The 16,532-nt window shown below is 61.6% G+C and carries 14 protein-coding genes; 9 read left to right on the plus strand and 5 right to left on the minus strand.

Annotation, left to right across the window (positions count from 1 at the left end; translation table 11 throughout):
- Nucleotides 1-59 precede the first annotated feature (59 nt).
- Together BWP39_RS10010 and BWP39_RS10015 are read right to left on the minus strand one after the other, a co-directional pair.
- Nucleotides 60-491 carry a DcrB-related protein gene (locus BWP39_RS10010; protein ID WP_096719582.1) on the minus strand — a complete coding sequence of 144 codons (432 nt, stop codon included), beginning with the start codon at nt 489-491 and terminating at the stop codon, nt 60-62.
- Nucleotides 492-538: 47 nt separating this feature from the next.
- The gene (locus BWP39_RS10015) at nt 539-2,461 is read right to left on the minus strand and encodes a type VI secretion system Vgr family protein (protein ID WP_096719584.1); all 1,923 of its coding nucleotides are present in this window, start codon (nt 2,459-2,461) and stop codon (nt 539-541) included.
- Nucleotides 2,462-2,708: 247 nt separating this feature from the next.
- Here BWP39_RS10015 and BWP39_RS10020 point away from each other — a divergent pair, with 247 nt between their 5' ends.
- The 4 genes from BWP39_RS10020 to BWP39_RS10035 all read left to right on the plus strand — a co-directional run bounded on the left by BWP39_RS10020 (nt 2,709) and on the right by BWP39_RS10035 (nt 6,952).
- Nucleotides 2,709-3,788 carry a hypothetical protein gene (locus tag BWP39_RS10020; protein WP_096719586.1) on the plus strand — a complete coding sequence of 360 codons (1,080 nt, stop codon included), beginning with the start codon at nt 2,709-2,711 and terminating at the stop codon, nt 3,786-3,788.
- A gap of 13 nt (nt 3,789-3,801) precedes the next feature.
- Nucleotides 3,802-4,569, plus strand: coding sequence for a hypothetical protein (locus tag BWP39_RS10025; protein WP_096719588.1), 768 nt, complete (start codon nt 3,802-3,804; stop codon nt 4,567-4,569).
- 45 nt (nt 4,570-4,614) lie between these two features.
- On the plus strand, nt 4,615-6,438 hold the full coding sequence (gene tssF / locus BWP39_RS10030; RefSeq protein ID WP_096719590.1) for a type VI secretion system baseplate subunit TssF: 1,824 nt from the start codon (nt 4,615-4,617) through the stop codon (nt 6,436-6,438).
- Between the two features lie 121 nt (nt 6,439-6,559).
- Complete coding sequence (locus BWP39_RS10035; RefSeq protein ID WP_096719592.1) at nt 6,560-6,952, plus strand: ecotin precursor; 393 nt, start codon at nt 6,560-6,562, stop codon at nt 6,950-6,952.
- A 159-nt stretch (nt 6,953-7,111) separates the two neighbouring features.
- Here the strand turns inward: BWP39_RS10035 and BWP39_RS10040 are convergent, their stop codons facing one another.
- The 3 genes from BWP39_RS10040 to acs form a co-directional block, all read right to left on the minus strand.
- Nucleotides 7,112-9,136, minus strand: a complete 2,025-nt coding sequence (locus tag BWP39_RS10040; RefSeq protein WP_096719594.1) for a sodium:solute symporter family protein — start codon at nt 9,134-9,136, stop codon at nt 7,112-7,114.
- A gap of 4 nt (nt 9,137-9,140) precedes the next feature.
- Nucleotides 9,141-9,485, minus strand: coding sequence for a DUF4212 domain-containing protein (locus BWP39_RS10045; RefSeq protein WP_096719596.1), 345 nt, complete (start codon nt 9,483-9,485; stop codon nt 9,141-9,143).
- 169 nt (nt 9,486-9,654) lie between these two features.
- A complete protein-coding gene (gene acs / locus BWP39_RS10050; protein WP_096719598.1) occupies nt 9,655-11,637 on the minus strand; it encodes an acetate--CoA ligase in 1,983 nt (660 codons plus the stop codon).
- A 623-nt stretch (nt 11,638-12,260) separates the two neighbouring features.
- On the opposite strand from acs, the gene BWP39_RS10055 reads away from it, so the two are divergent.
- From BWP39_RS10055 to BWP39_RS10075, 5 genes are all read left to right on the plus strand, one after another.
- Nucleotides 12,261-12,860: a TIGR00645 family protein gene (locus BWP39_RS10055; protein ID WP_096719600.1), complete on the plus strand. Its 600-nt coding sequence runs from the start codon at nt 12,261-12,263 to the stop codon at nt 12,858-12,860.
- A gap of 67 nt (nt 12,861-12,927) precedes the next feature.
- Nucleotides 12,928-14,463 (plus strand): fumarate hydratase, encoded by a 1,536-nt coding sequence (locus tag BWP39_RS10060; RefSeq protein WP_096719602.1) that lies wholly within the window; start codon nt 12,928-12,930, stop codon nt 14,461-14,463.
- Between the two features lie 201 nt (nt 14,464-14,664).
- Complete coding sequence (gene bfr / locus BWP39_RS10065; protein WP_096719604.1) at nt 14,665-15,144, plus strand: bacterioferritin; 480 nt, start codon at nt 14,665-14,667, stop codon at nt 15,142-15,144.
- Between the two features lie 64 nt (nt 15,145-15,208).
- On the plus strand, nt 15,209-16,090 hold the full coding sequence (gene murI, locus BWP39_RS10070) for a glutamate racemase (protein ID WP_096719606.1): 882 nt from the start codon (nt 15,209-15,211) through the stop codon (nt 16,088-16,090).
- Nucleotides 16,091-16,252: 162 nt separating this feature from the next.
- Nucleotides 16,253-16,489, plus strand: a complete 237-nt coding sequence (locus BWP39_RS10075; RefSeq protein ID WP_096719608.1) for a (2Fe-2S)-binding protein — start codon at nt 16,253-16,255, stop codon at nt 16,487-16,489.
- Nucleotides 16,490-16,532: the final 43 nt, after the last annotated feature.

Here is a 16,532-nt window from a genome sequence, read left to right on the forward strand (position 1 = left end):
GAAAGCCAGACAACATTTGCATGAGACACATGTTCATCAACCTCACGGATACGCGCCGGTCAAACATGCGCGCTATAGCTTTCGAGCAGGTGCTGCCAGGCTGCACGATGCACATCCGTCAACGGCGTCTGGCTCGATAGCGTAATGACCAGTAGCTTGGGCGCATCGATCACCGTCATCGCCTGGATCTGATAAAACGCCGAGCCCGATTGACGAAACGTGCTTTCCAGCTCGAGCGCCGGCGAACCGGGCGTACCGATTTCAACCGGTCGGCGAGCGATCTCTTTGAAAGCAGTGACGTGACGGGTCATCAACCCGATCTGCCGCTGCATACATCGGCTCAGGTCCTCTCCTCCTATGAGCTGATCTCGACTCACCACGATCTGGAAGGTACCGTGTGTTTCCGGATGAGCCAGCGTCAGCACATTGACCGTACGATCGTCATTCAGCGAAGGAATGTCGAAACTGCATTCTTGAGTGAGATATTTCATGACTCTTTGTCGGGAATAAAGGAACGGCGCGCCGGCGTACCAATGCTCTACGGATTCAGATCGATCTTCTTGCCTTGCATCAGGAAGTAATCCGATGCGTGTTCGACGATCTGCACACCCTCGAGCCTGATAATGCCGTCCTTGGTCATCGTGATACTCGACTTGCCACACTGGATCACCACCTGCTCCGTAACGTTCAACAGGTAGTTTCCTGCGGGAATGGGGGGCGGCGGCGCGTCGCCGGCCGGCAATCCACCGACTGTGATCGAGAACCCGTTACCAACGCAGACCGTCTGGTCATTGCCAGTATTGGACACGTGATCGTGGGTAACATTGAGCGTGTGGTCATTGCCGACAGCCCAACGATGGTCGTTACTGACGATGTGCATCTCGTCGTGCTCCACCTCTGTCCGCATATTCTTCTCAGCCTGCAACCACAACTCCTCCTCCCCCTGCTTATCCTCAAACCGGATCGCATTCGCATTCCCCGAACTCCCCTTCATCGACCGCGACAACATCCCACTCTGCGTCGCGTTATCCGGCAGCTTCCAGGGCGGCATATTCTGCGAATTGAATACGCTCGAAATCACGATCGGCCGATCCGGATTGCCATCCAGAAACGACACGATCACCTCATCCCCCACCCGCGGAATCTGGATCGCACCGAAGCCGCCACTCGCCCACGGCTGCCCCACCCGAATCCAGCACGAACTGCGATGATCGCGCTGCCCAAGCCGGTCCCAGTGGAACTGCAACTTCACGCGCCCCATCGCATCCGTATAGATCTCTTCGCCCTTCGGCCCGACCACGATCGCCGTCTGCGGCCCCGCAATCATCGGCCGCGGGGCCGCTAACGTCGGCCTGAACGGAATCTTCTTGCGAATGCACACGAAGCTGTTCGAATACGTCGCAGTACCGCCGTGCGCCTGGTAGTTGTTCGTGCCGTGATGGCTCACCGACAGAATCAGAAACTGGTTGTCGTCCTGATCCGACGAGTCATGATCGTAGTGGCCGGTCAGTTCGAAATAACGTCCCGGCACGAGCGTGCGGCAATTGCTCTCGCCGATAAACACTTTCTCCGACGCTTCGAGCGCTTCCAGCCGGAACTTCGTCAGCTCTTCGCCACGATCCGTCGAATCGAAGCCGTGCAGCCCGACGTAATCGTAGATCTCGTAGCGTTCGACGTCGCCCTGGTTAGTCGTCGTATCGGCCGATACGTAGCGGCGCGCACCGGGCGCCTTGTAGTCGAACGTTTTCATGCTGACGCGGCCCGACTCGAGTTGCCGGTCCGCGCGCCAGCTCGTCACGACGTTCTCGTCATCGAGCATTTCGCGCGTCGCGTAGCGCAGCGACGACATGCCGTCGATCACCTTCGCGCTCTGTGAGTCGTCGGTGACGATCAGCTTGTGGCCGTCCTTCGTATGTTCGAAGAAGAAATACAACCCTTCCTGTTCGAGCAGGCGGCGTACGAAATTCAGATCCGATTCGCGGTACTGTGTGCAATAGCTATACGGCTTCAGTTCCTTGCGCAGCCGGAACTCATACGAAGCCAGTTTCGAGTATTGCGAAAAGACATCGGTCAGGATGTCCTCGGCGTTCTTGTCCTGGAAAATCCGCGTGTCGAAACGTCTTCCTAGCATCCATAGCCACGGGCGCACGCTGGCGGAATAGGTCGCCAGTCCGCCGTCGGTGCCGAGATGAATGAAGCGTGTGACATAACCGTTGAAGTAGCGCGTCGATCCGTCCGTTACCTGCAGTTCGACGGAAACCTGTTGTGCGATCAACTGTTTCAGCTGGATGCTCGGGTCTTGCGACACCAGGCCGAGTTCCATCCGGTAAAGCTGGGAGAGTTCGTCGCTGCAGCTGAAATCGTTAACAAGAAGCTGGGAGCGCCCCGATAGCGGCGTGTTGAGCGAAAACAGGCGGCTGTTCTGCAGCCCCACAATGCTGGATACATCGGACATCTGCATGGCGTTCCCCCGGGTTCATGCCTGTCGAACAGACGCATACAATACGGGCAGTCTTAAAAGTACTACTGACAAATCCGCCTCGCGATTATATTGTGCACATCGGTAAAACGAATCATCGATAGAAGATTTAACGTCCTAACGAAGCAATGGTTTAAAAGCGATGCCGAAAAAATTTCCACACCCAATGAGATCTCTCGTATGAGTCAGGAAATATTTTCCTGTGTGACAATTATTCGACAGGACCAGAATGAGTGACTCCGATTTTTTCGTGTGCTCGGCTGATAACCCCAGCCCGCTGATCGGACTGCCCGGGCAGCTCGGTCCTTCGTTTATTCCGGGCCTCGGCGCCACCAGTTGCGCAGGCTCCGACGTGATGCCGGTACTTGTGGATATGGGTGGCCTGTATCCGGCAGATTCAGTTTCTGTCTGCCGTTATCTGATCGCCGAACTGAAATACGACGACACGTTGACGCCCGAAGAACGCGCAACCGATTTTCTGAAACTGCAGCGTGCTTTACGCGAAGTCGAGGAAACATTCGGTAAAACCGAGTTTGGTCAGCTCTATAAAGAAGCGCAAAGCGTCCCCGGTCTGACGGGTGACATTCTCAATGGACTTTATGCACCCAGCAATATCAGTGCGACGACGGCAACCGGTGTCGGTGCCGTGGCATCGCTGATTCAGAAAGCCAAAACCTCGGATCTACTCGATATTCCCGAACCTGCGCGACAAAAGCTGTTGCAGTGGGCAAGAAAAGGCGGCAATCAGGGTATCAAGTCGGCGCAGAAGAAACTTGGCGGCGTGTTGAAGCTGGTGCAGGTCGACGGCAAATGGGCATTTGAAATTCCGGCCGGCAAACAGGCGGCAGGCTATGTCATCAAGGGGCGTGCAGCGGCCAATGTGGTGCGCATCCCCGCCTACCGTCAGGCGGCGCTCGAAGCACTCGAAGCCCGCAATGGGCTCAACCTCGAAGGGTTCGGCCGAACGATCGGCGGTCGCGTCACCGGTGTCGGCGTCGGCGGATTGCTTGCGCTCGGGCCGCAGGCAATCTTCGATGCAATCGATGCCGACAATCTGCATCAGTTCGCAAGCCTCGAGGCGCACAATCAGCCTGCCAATGCGGCCGGCTGGCTGGCCGGCTGGGGCGCCGGTGCGATCTTGCCTGGCGCGGTGGCGCTCGTGGTCGGTGCGCCGGTCGAAGTCCCAGTGCTCGCGGTGCTCGCGGTCGGTTTCGGCGTCGGTCTCGCCGTTCAGGTGTTCACGTCGCGCCACTTCGGCAAAAGCATCGGCGATGCGTGGGACAAGTTTGCGGCCGGACATCACTGGTAAAACAACCGTAGACATGGAAAGAATTCTGATCCGGATGCCGTTCGGCATGTTCGCGTGCAACCTCGTCGCGGGCATCATGATTGCCACGAGTTTTCCACCGTTGCTCTGGCTGCTGCCCGTGATGGTCGCCGCATCGCTCGTCTTCTGCGTGTTCGCGGCATTCTTCGCGACGAGCTACACGGCGTATCACACCGGCATCGGTATCCTGATGCGCGTGACCTTTTGTCTCTTCGCGCTGGCGCTACTCGAAACGGTGGCGGAGATCGAGGCGTTGCCATCTCGCACCACATGGATCGCCGCAATCGGCTATCTGATCGTGTTGAGCGCGATTTATCTGCTGTACTTCAATCGCGAGCGCCGTGCGCACTGGCGCGACTTCGCCGCCACGCTGTCGAGTGCCACGCTCGTGATCGAGAACGATCGGGTCAGGCGGATCGTCCGTTCACGCGCATCGAGCGCAGGCGCTTCGCGCGCCTATGCGAGCATCGGTGCCGCGCTCGGCGTCGCGGCAGTCGCGGTCGCCGGTGCAATGATCGGGCCGCATGGCAAGGACACGTTCCAGACAACTGCGCTGCTCGTCGTGATTCTCTCGCCTGTCATCTTTCTGCGGCACATGATGGCTTATTTCGTTTCCATCGCCGAAGTCAGGCGCGTGGAGAAGCAGCGCAACACACGTTTCGCGTTCGATAACGTCGATGAATTGCAGCGCGAACGCGCGACGTCAGGTCTGGCCCGGCTGCTGAACCCGCGGCTGCGGCAGGCAGCGCGGCCTTCCCGCTGAATCCCCTGGGGGCGGTTCCCCAAGCATCGAGGCAGCGACTGGACCATGGAAGAACTGCTTCCTTTCTATGAGCGCGAGCTGGCGCTGCTGAGGCGCTATGCACGCGACTTCGCGGGCCGCAACCCGAAGATCGCCGCGCGCATCGCGCTGTCGGGCGAGCGATCGGACGATCCGCATGTCGAGCGGATGGTGGAGTCGTTCGCGTTGCTCAGCGCGCGCATCGGTACGCGGATCGAAGACGAGTATCCGGAGTTCACCGAGGCGTTGCTGGAGATGCTGTATCCGCAGTATCTGCGCGCCATTCCATCGTGTTCGATCGCCCAGTTCGCCGCCGATCCGCGCGCGAGCCAGTTGACGGAAGCCGTGACGGTTGCGCGCGGCGCGATGCTCGAAGCGCGCAACGGCGAGTGTCGCTTCAGCACGGTGTACGACGTGACCGTGCTGACGTTGCGCCTGACCCAGGCACGCTACTCGGTCACCGCGATTGCGCCGTCCAGCGCGCGTCTGCCCGCTGCCACCACCGGTCTGATCTCGATCACGTTCGAGCCGCCCATCGAGTCCGGCGAATTCACGCCGGCAACGCGCGCCGACACGCTGCGGGTCCATCTGAGCGGCGAGCAACCGTTCGTCTCGGCGCTCGCGGATACCTTGCTGATGCGCACCACCGCCGCCTTCGTCGAAGCGGACAATCGCGGTGTATGGAAGCCGCTCGCGAGCGTTCCGCTCGAAGCGGTCGGTCTCGCGGACCACGATGCCCTGCTCGATGCACCCGCGGGTTCTTCCGAGGCGCTGCGGCTGCTGTTCGAATTCTTCGCTTTCCCGGACAAGTTCCAGTTCATCGATATCGCTCTCGCGCAACTGATGCGCGCCGCCGGACCGTGCCGCAAGTTCACGCTGCATCTGGCCGTCAGCGGCACGCCCATCGATTCACCGGTCGCACGCTGGCTCGAGATGCTGAGCGCGAACCACCTGAAGCTGTTCTGCACACCCATCGTCAATCTGTTCAAACGCGAGGCACAACCGGTGCGCATCGCGAGCGCGACCGTGTCGTATCCCGTCGTCCCGCAAACGCTACGCGTCTCGAACACCGAAGTGCATTCGATCGATTCGGTGCACATCACCGAACAGAAGCCGACCGGCAAGACCGTCACCGTGATCCCGCCGTATCGTTCGTTGCAGCACATCGAGCACGCCAATCCGTTGGGGCTGTACTGGATCTCGCATCGCGACCGCTGGGTCGCACGCCAGCGCCCCGGTTACGAAACCGAGATCGCGCTGGTTCGCATGGACGGCACGCCCGCCTCGTTTGCAACGCAGTTGGGCATCGATCTGACCTGCAGCAATCGCGATCTCCCCGCGGGCATGTCGTTCGGTGCGCCCGGCGGCGATCTGCTCAATGAGGACGCGTCGTTTGCCTGCATCATCTCGATGCTGCGCAGCCCGACTGTCACCGCGCGGCTGCCGCGTAAAAACCAGGCACTGTGGAGGCTCGTCGCGCAACTCACGCCAAATCTGTTTTCGTTCGGGCTCACCGGGCTCAAGGCGCTGCTGCATCAGCATGTCGGTGGGGGCGCGCCGTCGGTTGCGCGGGTTATCGATGGGATTGTCGGGCTCGACTACCACGCGTGCATGAAGTGGATGCCAATCAAACCGCTGCCGACCTTCGTGCGCGGCATCGAAGTGCGCCTCACGCTCGATGAAGCCGCGTTCGTCGGCGTCAGTCTGGCGACCTTCGTCAGCGTGATGGATCACCTCTTCGCGCCGTATGCGCATCTGAACAGCTTCGTGCAACTGGTCGTGCTCTCCAGCACGACGGATACGGAAATTGTTCGTTGCGAGGCCCGGCAAGGCACGACGGCGGTGCTCTGAACGCCCCCGGCGCGCTCTGTTACACCGTAACGGGCGGTTACCACTTGCTGCATCTATTTCAGCCGCTGACACCCACAATCCGTACCGTGCTCCCGAACATTCGGGACCGTGGAGAAACAAAATGCGAAAAATTGCAGCGGTATTACTGATGGCCGGCAGTCTGACTGCCGCCGGACAAGCCTCCGCTCACGACCGTAGCGGGGCCATCGTCGGTGCGTTGATTGGCGGGGCCGTGCTGGGCGCCGTCGTCAGTTCGGCCCTGAACCCGACGCCGGTCTATGCAACGCCGGCGTACCCGCAACAACCGGTGTACGCGCAGCCGGCGTACCAGCAGCCTGAGTATCAGCAACCCGAGTACGCGCAGTCCGCGTACCCGCAACCGGTCTACCAGCAGGCACCGGCCTACAACGGTCCGCCGCCGGGATATTGTTACGATCGGTATCAGGGTGCCTATGTCGCCTGCGGCGCGCCGGGTGGTCAATATGGCTACGCGCCGGCCCAACCAGGCTGGTAATGGCGATGCGTGCCCGCCGTCGGAAAGTGACGGAGGTGCGCCAGATGTAAGTGCTATCGGCCCCGCAGCGCGGGGCGCGATTGCCTCGGGATTGCTTCACGGTACGATGGTTGCCGACCGTCCCGCACCACAATGTGTGCATCCAGTCCGTGCGACCCGCTACGGATGCCGGATATAGTCGACCAACGCCCGCGTATAAGCATCCGGTTTGCGATCGACAAGACTCACCACAATCGCGGCAACAAAACCCGCCGGCACACCGAACACCCCCGCACTAATCGGCTCGATGCCGAACCATTTCGCGCCCGTAAAGCCCGTCAACTGCGTGAAGAACGGATACGTCGACACGATGTAGTACAGGTACACGGCCAGTCCCGCCACCATGCCCGCCACTGCGCCGAGCCGGGTCGTGCGCTTCCAGAACACGCCGAGCACGAGCACCGGAAACAGGCTCGATGCCGCGAGCGAAAACGCCGCGCCGACGAGAAACAGAATATTGCCGGTATTGAGCGACGCGACATACGACGCAAACAACGCCACCCCGAGCAGCAGGATCTTCGAGATCGTCACGCGCCGCTGGCTCGATGCCGCCGGATCGACCATGTGGTAGTAGACATCGTGCGATAGCGCATTGGCGATTGTGAGCAGCAGGCCATCGGCGGTGGACAGCGCCGCCGCCAGCGCACCCGCGGCTATCAGCCCGGACATCACGTAAGGCAGCCCGGCGATCTCGGGCGCGGCCAGCACCACCATGTCGGGTTGCATCTGGATCTCGCTCCAGCGCACGATGCCGTCGCCGTTGCGGCTCAGATCGGTAATCGAGATCAGATACGGCTCAACCCTGCGCCATTGCGTCACCCACTGCGGCAGATCGGCGAACCGGTGACCGACGAGGTTCGTCAGAATCTCGAACTTGATCAGCACCGCCAGCACCGGCACGGTCAGATAGAACAACGCGACGAAGAACAGCGTCCAGCCCACCGAACGCCGCGCGGAAGCCACCGATGTCGTCGTGTTGTAGCGCGTCAGGATGTGCGGCAGGCTCGCGGTGCCGAGCGACAGGCACAGCAACAGCGACAGGAAATTGCGTTCGTGAATGCGCCGCTCGCTATCGCTCGCCGCAGGAAACGGTTCATGCATCGGCACGGGTGCGGCGGCCCGCGCGAGCATGTCGTCGCGTTGCCGGGTCCAGACGATCCGCGCGCTGGCTGCATCGGCGGGAAATGCGACAAGCGCGCGTTCGAGTTCGCTGATCTGGCGCAGTGGTCCGTTGTGTCGTCGCTGGTCCGTGATCTCGTCGGTGAGCCTTTGCCGCTCGTCGACAAACGATTGCGGCAGCGTGTCGAGCCGCTGCTGGATCTGCGCGGCGTTCCGCCTGTAGGTATCGCGTACCGTCTGCTCCTGCGGCGACGTGCGCACCTCGCGCTCGAGTGTTTCGACGCGCGCCATCAACCGTCCATAGCTGAATTGCGGCACCCAGCCGAGGCCATCCTTATGCGCGATCATCGACACCGGAATCAGGATCGCCGCGATCAGGATGATGTATTGCGCAACCTGGGTCCAGGTCACTGCGCGCATACCGCCAAGAAACGAACACACGAGAATGCCCGCGAGCCCGCAAAAAATCCCCACCGCGAAGTCGACGCCGATGAAGCGCGTCGCAATCAACCCCACGCCCTGAATCTGCGCGACCAGATAGACGAACGAACAGAGAATCGCGGCCAGCGCCGCGAGACCGCGCACGAGGTTGCTCGAAAAGCGCGTGCCGAGAAAGTCGGCAATCGTATAGCGTGCGAGCTTGCGTACATACGGCGCAAGCAGGAACGCCACAAGGCAGTAGCCGCCGGTCCAGCCCATCATGTAGGCGAGGCCGTCGTAGCCCGTCGCGTACAGCGAACCGGCAAGGCCGATAAACGACGCTGCCGACAGCCAGTCCGCCGCGGTCGCCATGCCATTGAAGGCGGACGGCACACGCCGCCCGGCCACGTAGTACTCGACCAGATCGGAGGTGCGCGACAGCAGTCCGATCACCGCGTACACGGCGATCGGTACGAACAGGAACACGTAGCCGATCCACATGCCCGGTCCGGTCGACAGCTCGATGCGCCACATCACGAAGATGAAGAACAGGAAGCCGAACGTGTAGATCGTGTAGGAGCGGACGAGCCGGTGCGCGAGCTTCATCGGCTCAGTTGCCGCGCGCGGTGTTTTCCGCGTCGAGTGCGTTCTGCAAGGTGCGATCGGCGCGCTGCATCAGCACGATGTAGATGGCAATCAGCGCGAGGTACGCGAGGATCGCTCCTTGCGCACCGATATAGAACGGCAGACGGAAGCCGGCAAAGCGGACTGCCATGAGACTGCGCGCCACGAGCGGCACGACGAACGACACGCTGAGGCCGAGCGTCATCAGTACGGCGATCAGGGCGAGATTGAAGCGCCAGTACCGGCGATGCGCACGCGCCATCGCCACCGACACCGGCGGCGGTTCGGGCAACGGATTCGACGAAGAAGAGGAAAGGTGCGGCGCGGTCATGCGCCTGTTTAACAAAAAGCGCTCGTGCAGGCAATCGGGGTTGTCGTTGGTCTCATGGCGACGCTGTCGGACATATGCGTTGTGGTGGCCCGTTCGCGGCCACCTTTAAAAAAAACGGCGCGTCTTGCGACACGCCGTTGTCTGTCGAATCCTCGCGAGGTGTCAGCTGTCAGCGCACTTCGCCGAGCTGGTCGAGGATGGCCGGGTTTTCCAGCGTCGAGACATCCTGCGTGATCGCCTCACCCTTCGCGAGCGAGCGCAGCAACCGGCGCATGATCTTGCCCGAACGGGTTTTCGGCAGGTTGTCGCCGAAGCGGATGTCCTTCGGCTTCGCGATCGGGCCGATCTCTTTGGCGACCCACGCGCGCAGCTCGTTGGCGATCTTCGTGGCTTCCTCGCCGTCCGGGCGCGCCCGCTTGAGCACCACGAACGCACACACGGCTTCGCCCGTCGTATCGTCGGGACGACCGACGACCGCCGCTTCCGCGACGATCGGATTGGCCACGAGCGCCGATTCGATCTCCATCGTGCCGAGCCGGTGGCCAGACACGTTGAGCACATCGTCGATCCGACCCATGATCGTGAAGTAGCCGGTGACCTTGTCGCGCACGCTGCCGTCGCCAGCGAGATACAGCTTGCCGCCCAGTTCTTCCGGGAAGTAGCTCTTCTTGAAGCGTTCGGGATCGCCCCAGACGGTGCGCAGCATCGCCGGCCACGGTCGCTTGATGACGAGAATGCCGCCCTGCCCGTTCGGCACGTCCTGGCCGGTCTCGTCGACGATCGCGGCCATGATGCCCGGCAGCGGCAATGTGCACGAACCCGGCACGAGCGGCGTCGCGCCCGGCAGCGGTGTGATCATGTGGCCGCCGGTTTCAGTCTGCCACCAGGTATCGACGATCGGACAACGACCGCCACCGACGTTCTCGTGGTACCACATCCACGCTTCCGGATTGATCGGTTCGCCGACCGTGCCGATGATGCGCAGCGAGCTCAGGTCGTAGCTCTTCGGATGCGCCTTCGGGTCCGCTTCGCACGCCTTGATCAGCGAACGGATCGCCGTCGGCGCGGTATAGAACAGCGAGACCTTGTGCTTCGCGATCATGTCCCAGAAGCGGCCGGCGTTCGGATACGTCGGCACACCTTCGAACACGACCTGAGTCGCGCCGAGCGTCAGCGGCCCGTATGCGATATAGCTGTGACCCGTGATCCAGCCGATGTCGGCGGTACACCAGAAGACGTCGTCCGGCTTCCAGTCGAAGGTCCACTTCATGGTCTGCGCGGCCCACAGCAGATAGCCGCCGGTGCTGTGCTGCACACCCTTCGGCTTGCCGGTGGAACCGGACGTATAGAGGATGAAGAGCGGATGCTCGGCGCTGACCCACTCGGGCGCGCAGCTGTCGGCTTCGTTCGCCACGAGTTCGTGCATCCACAGGTCGCGGCCTTCGTGCCACGCAACCTTGCCGCCCGTGCGCTGGTACACGATGACGCTTTGCACCGCCTCGCAGCCGCCCATCGCCAGCGCTTCGTCGGCGATGTTCTTCAGCGGCAGTGCCTTGCCGCCGCGCATCTGTTCGTCGGACGTGACGAGCGCGACTGCGCCGACATCGACGAGCCGTTCGTTCAGCGACTTCGACGAGAACCCGCCGAACACCACCGAATGCGTTGCACCGATCCGCGCACAGGCCTGCATCGCGACGATGCCTTCCACCGACATCGGCATATAGATCACGACGCGATCGCCCTTTTTCACGCCGCGCTTCTTGAGCGCATTGGCGAAGCGGCATACGCGTTGCAGCAGGTCCTGATAGGTGACGCGGGTAACCGTGCCGTCGTCGGCTTCGAAGATCACCGCGACGCGCGCACCGTTACCGGCTTCCACGTGACGGTCGAGGCTGTTGTACGACGCGTTCAGGTCGCCGTCCTCGAACCACGTATAGAACGGTGCATTCGATTCATCGAGCACCTTCGTGAATGGCTTCTTCCAGCTGAGCGTTTCGCGAGCGAGACGCGCCCAGAAACCTTCGTAATCGCGTTCCGCTTCGGCGGCGAGCGCCCGGTACGCATCCATGCCGGACACCGTCGCGTGCGCGACGGCAGCGGCCGGCGGCGGAAACACACGGTGTTCCTGAAGAACAGATTCAATCGCAGACATCGACTACCCCTTGGTGAAGATGAAACCGTCAATCTGTGCCGGCGCGCCCGTGAAACCTGTGGCGCGCCGTATCGTCATGGCGCCGCCCTGCTGCGGCGCCTGTCTCCCAATCGTTGCCCGCGAGGTGCAGCAACGCACCATCCCGCGATGCCCGTCCGTACGATAGACGCTGCAACTTACCGGGCACTTACGCGCGGTTCGGACCGCGTTGCGCGCACTGCGCGGATTTCGCCTCTGACATGCGCCGGGCCGCGTGCCCGGCCCGTTCCCGTAAGCTTTTTACAATTGCGTCTGCCATGTTAACTGAACTCGCTGCCCGGACTCCAGCTTGAATCGCGCTGCATCGTGCCTTGCGCGCCCAGCTCGTCTCGACGACCGCAACAGCCTCCGCAGGACGTGTCCGCGCCGCCGCGGCTCGAACCGGTGACGCTGTACAATAATGCGCCCGGTGCGCTTTGCGCGTCCGTTGCGTCGTTTGACGACCGGCCACTGCCTTTATTGGCAACCGCGTTGGCAACCGCAGCCACCGCGACGGCTGCGACTGCATCAACGGTCGACGCAGCGCGCCCAGCATGATTCGCCGTGGCTTACCGCCACCCTGCTCTCACTACCGACACCGCCCTATGTCCGCTGCACGTCCCCGCCCCTCCGGCCCGAACCGTCGTCCGATGCATCCGTTACCCGCGCTCATCTTCATGAGCCGCTGGCTTCAGGTCCCGCTCTACCTCGGCCTGATCGTCGCGCAAGGCGTGTATGTCGTACTGTTCCTGAAGGAAGTGTGGCATCTCGTCAGTGCATCGATGACGCTCGACGAGACCAACATCATGCTCGTCGTGCTCGGTTTGATCGACGTCGTGATGATCTCGAACCTGCTGATCATGGTGATCATTGGCGGGTATGAAACTTTTGTGTCGCGGCTCGGCCTCGAAGGCCATCCCGACGAGCCCGAATGGCTCGACCACGTGAACGCCGGCGTGCTGAAAGTGAAGCTCTCGATGGCGCTGATCAGCATCTCGTCGATCCATCTGCTGAAGACCTTCATCAACCCGGACCAGCACACGGAGCACGCGATCATGTGGCAGGTGCTGATCCACGTCGCGTTCTTGATGTCGGCACTGGTGATGGCGTGGATCGATCGTCTCACCACGCATACGCATCCCGAGCATTACCAGGAACTTGCGGCGCGCCATCCGGTGCCTATGTCGGCACCCGCGCCGGACTAAGTTGAGCTGAGGCAACACCCGTTTCACACATATACCTACAAGATTTCCCTTCCCCACAGAGCCAGCCATGACCGTCATCAAACAGGAAGATCTGATCCAGAGCATCGCGGATTCGCTGCAGTACATCAGCTACTACCATCCGCTCGACTACATCCAGGCGCTCGGTCGCGCGTACGAACTCGAAGAGAGCGTCGCCGCCAAAGACGCGATCGCGCAGATCCTGACCAACAGCCGCATGTGCGCGGAAGGTCATCGACCGATCTGCCAGGACACGGGCATCGTCACGGTGTTCGTGAAGGTCGGCATGGACGTGCGCTGGGCCAGCGCAAGCGGCAGCGCGACGATGGGCGTCACCGACATGATCAACGAAGGCGTGCGCCGCGGTTATCTGAACCCGGACAACGTCCTGCGTGCATCGATCGTGAGCCCGCCCGAAGGTGGCCGCAAGAACACGAAGGACAACACACCCGCAGTCATCCACTACGAGATCGTGCCTGGCGACAAGGTCGACGTGCAGGTTGCGGCAAAGGGCGGCGGCTCGGAGAACAAGTCGAAGTTCGCGATGCTCAATCCTTCGGATTCGATCGTCGACTGGGTGCTCAAAACCGTGCCGACGATGGGTGCCGGCTGGTGTCCGCCGGGCATGCTTGGCATCGGCATCGGCGGTACGGCAGAGAAAGCGATGGTGATGGCGAAGGAATCGCTGATGGACCCGATCGATATCCAGGAGATCATCGCGCGCGGGCCGCAGGACTGGATCGAGGAACTGCGTATCGAACTGCATGAGAAGGTTAACGCGCTCGGCATCGGCGCGCAGGGACTCGGCGGTCTGGCGACCGTGCTCGACGTAAAAATTCTGGCCGCACCGACGCACGCCGCGAGCAAGCCGATCGCGATCATCCCGAACTGCGCGGCGACGCGTCACGCGCACTTCACACTCGATGGCAGCGGTGCCGCGAAGCTCGAAGCGCCGCCGCTCGATGCATGGCCGAAAGTGCAGTGGCAACCGAATACCGAAACCAGCCAGCGCGTCGACCTGAACACACTGACACCGGCAGAAGTCGCAAGCTGGAAGCCGGGCCAGACGCTGCTGCTGTCGGGCAAGATGCTCACCGGTCGCGACGCTGCGCACAAGCGCATCGCCGACATGCTCGCGAAGGGCGAGACACTGCCCGTCGACTTCACGAATCGCGTGATCTATTACGTTGGACCGGTCGATCCGGTGCGCGATGAAGTGGTCGGTCCGGCGGGTCCGACCACCGCCACGCGGATGGACAAGTTCACTGAAACGATGCTCGCGCAAACCGGTTTGATTTCGATGATCGGCAAGGCCGAGCGCGGACCGGTCGCCATCGAAGCGATCAAGAAGCACAAGGCTGCGTATCTGATGGCGGTGGGCGGTGCGGCCTACCTCGTATCGAAAGCGATTCGCGAAGCGAAGGTGCTCGCATTCGAAGACCTCGGCATGGAAGCGATCTACGAATTCGATGTGCAGGACATGCCGGTCACAGTCGCCGTCGATTCAACCGGCACTTCCGTACATCAGACGGGCCCGAAAGAATGGCAGGCGAAGATCGGCAAGATCCCGGTCGCGACCGCATAAATCGCGCGGCTGCTGCAACCGTCGACATGCAAAGCCGGGACCCCACGTCCCGGCTTTTTTGTCGCAAAAAACGCTTGCGATACGAATTCGAATTGAGAAGCCAATTGAGAATCATGTACGAAAGACATCCGTAACCTTGGCTTTTCCAGGTCCTGCGTTTATTGTTCAGGTTTGAATAAAAAGCCCCCACAAGGAAAGACCATGAAAGGCGACAAGAAGGTTCTCGAGTACCTGAATGCGCAGCTGAAAAACGAGCTGACCGCAATCAATCAGTACTTCCTGCACGCACGGATGTATAAGCACTGGGGCCTCGACAAGCTCGGCAAGCACGAGTACGACGAGTCGATCGGCGAGATGAAGCACGCTGATCTGCTGATCGAACGCATTTTCATGCTGGATGGTCTGCCGAACCTGCAGGATCTGCACAAGCTGCTGATCGGCGAAGAAACCAAAGAGATCCTTCAGTGCGACCTGAAGCTCGAACAGATTTCGCAGAAGACCTGCAAGGAAGCGATCGCGTATTGCGAATCAGTACACGACTACATTTCGCGCGAAATCTTCACGACGATTCTCGACGACACCGAAGAACACATCGACTGGCTCGAAACGCAGCTCGATCTGATCGACAAGGTTGGCATCCAGAACTATCAACAAACCGGCATGGGTTCGCTAGAATCGTGATATTTCGCGGAGCGTGCGCTATCTGCCGCACGCTCGCCGCGCTCACGACTCACTGCCCAGCCCGATGACCTCCACAGAAGCCGCCGTCCTCCCCCCGCTCGCCGCCACACGCATGCCGGTCGGAATCTTCGATTCCGGCCTGGGCGGCCTGTCGGTGCTGCGCGCGGTGCGCACGCTGTTGCCCGACGAAGCGATCGTCTACGCCGCTGACTCGCTCTATGCACCCTACGGCGAACGCGACGACGACTTCATCGCGGATCGCACGCTCGCAGTCTGCCAGTGGCTGGTCGCGCAAGGTGCGAAGGCCCTCGTGATCGCCTGCAACACGGCAACCTCGCAAGCCATTTCGATGGTGCGTGAAAAACTGCCCGTCCCGCTGATCGGCGTCGAACCGGGTATCAAGCCCGCAGCACTGCAATCGAAGACGCGGGTCGCCGGCGTGCTCGCCACCCAGGTCACGCTGCGCAGCGCGCGTTTCCAGGCGCTGCTTGAACGCTATGCCGCCGACTGCCGTTTTCTCTGCCAGCCGGGCCATGGGCTCGTGCAGGCGATCGAACGCTGCGACGTTGGATCGGCGGAACTGCGCGCGCTACTGGACGGCTATCTGCAACCGATGCTGGACGCCGGGGCGGATACGCTGGTGCTCGGCTGCACCCATTACCCGTTTCTCGACACACTGATCCGCGATATCGTCGGCGACCGGCTCGAACTGATCGATACGAGCGTCGCTATCGCGCGCCAGCTGGAGCGCATCCTCGACCAGCAGGGCCTGCGCGCGGCGGCGCCCGCTCCGGGCGAAACGCCCCCCCTGCCGCGCCTTCATTCCACCAGCGACGGTGCCCACCTGCGGCAAATGGCATCGAGCCTGCTGAATCTCGACGTCCCGGTCGAGCAGGTTCTGATCCCCTCCCGCCGCACCGCCGCGCCCGACTCCCTGCCCGTCTAGCCCCGCAGCGCGGCGCTTACCGCCGGCCCACGTCGCTCCGGGCCGGTCGAAAACCCCTCCTAACCGACTGGTTTTGTTACAAAAATCCGTAGCGGACGCTTGCCAAATGCACCGAACATAATTGATAATAATTCGCATTAACGTTCACTATCGCGTATCGCCATGATCGTTTGCGTGTGCAAGTCTGTGTCCGACCGGAAAATTCGTGCCTCGATCGCAGAGGGCGTCGACTCGTTCGACGAACTCCAGTTCGAGCTCGGCGTCGCTACGTGCTGCGGCAAGTGCGAAGAGTCCGTACGCGATGTGATGGCGCAAACCGGTGTCTGCGCGAGCCGCTGCGGTGTCGAGCACCATACGCAAGTGGCGACGCTCACGTTTTACGAACGCAAGGCCGCCTGACCCGCCATCCCGCGGCCCGGTCGCAAGTAATCTTTTCGTTGTT

It is taken from the genome of Paraburkholderia acidicola, from assembly GCF_002362315.1.
Classification (GTDB): Bacteria; Pseudomonadota; Gammaproteobacteria; order Burkholderiales; family Burkholderiaceae; genus Paraburkholderia; species Paraburkholderia acidicola.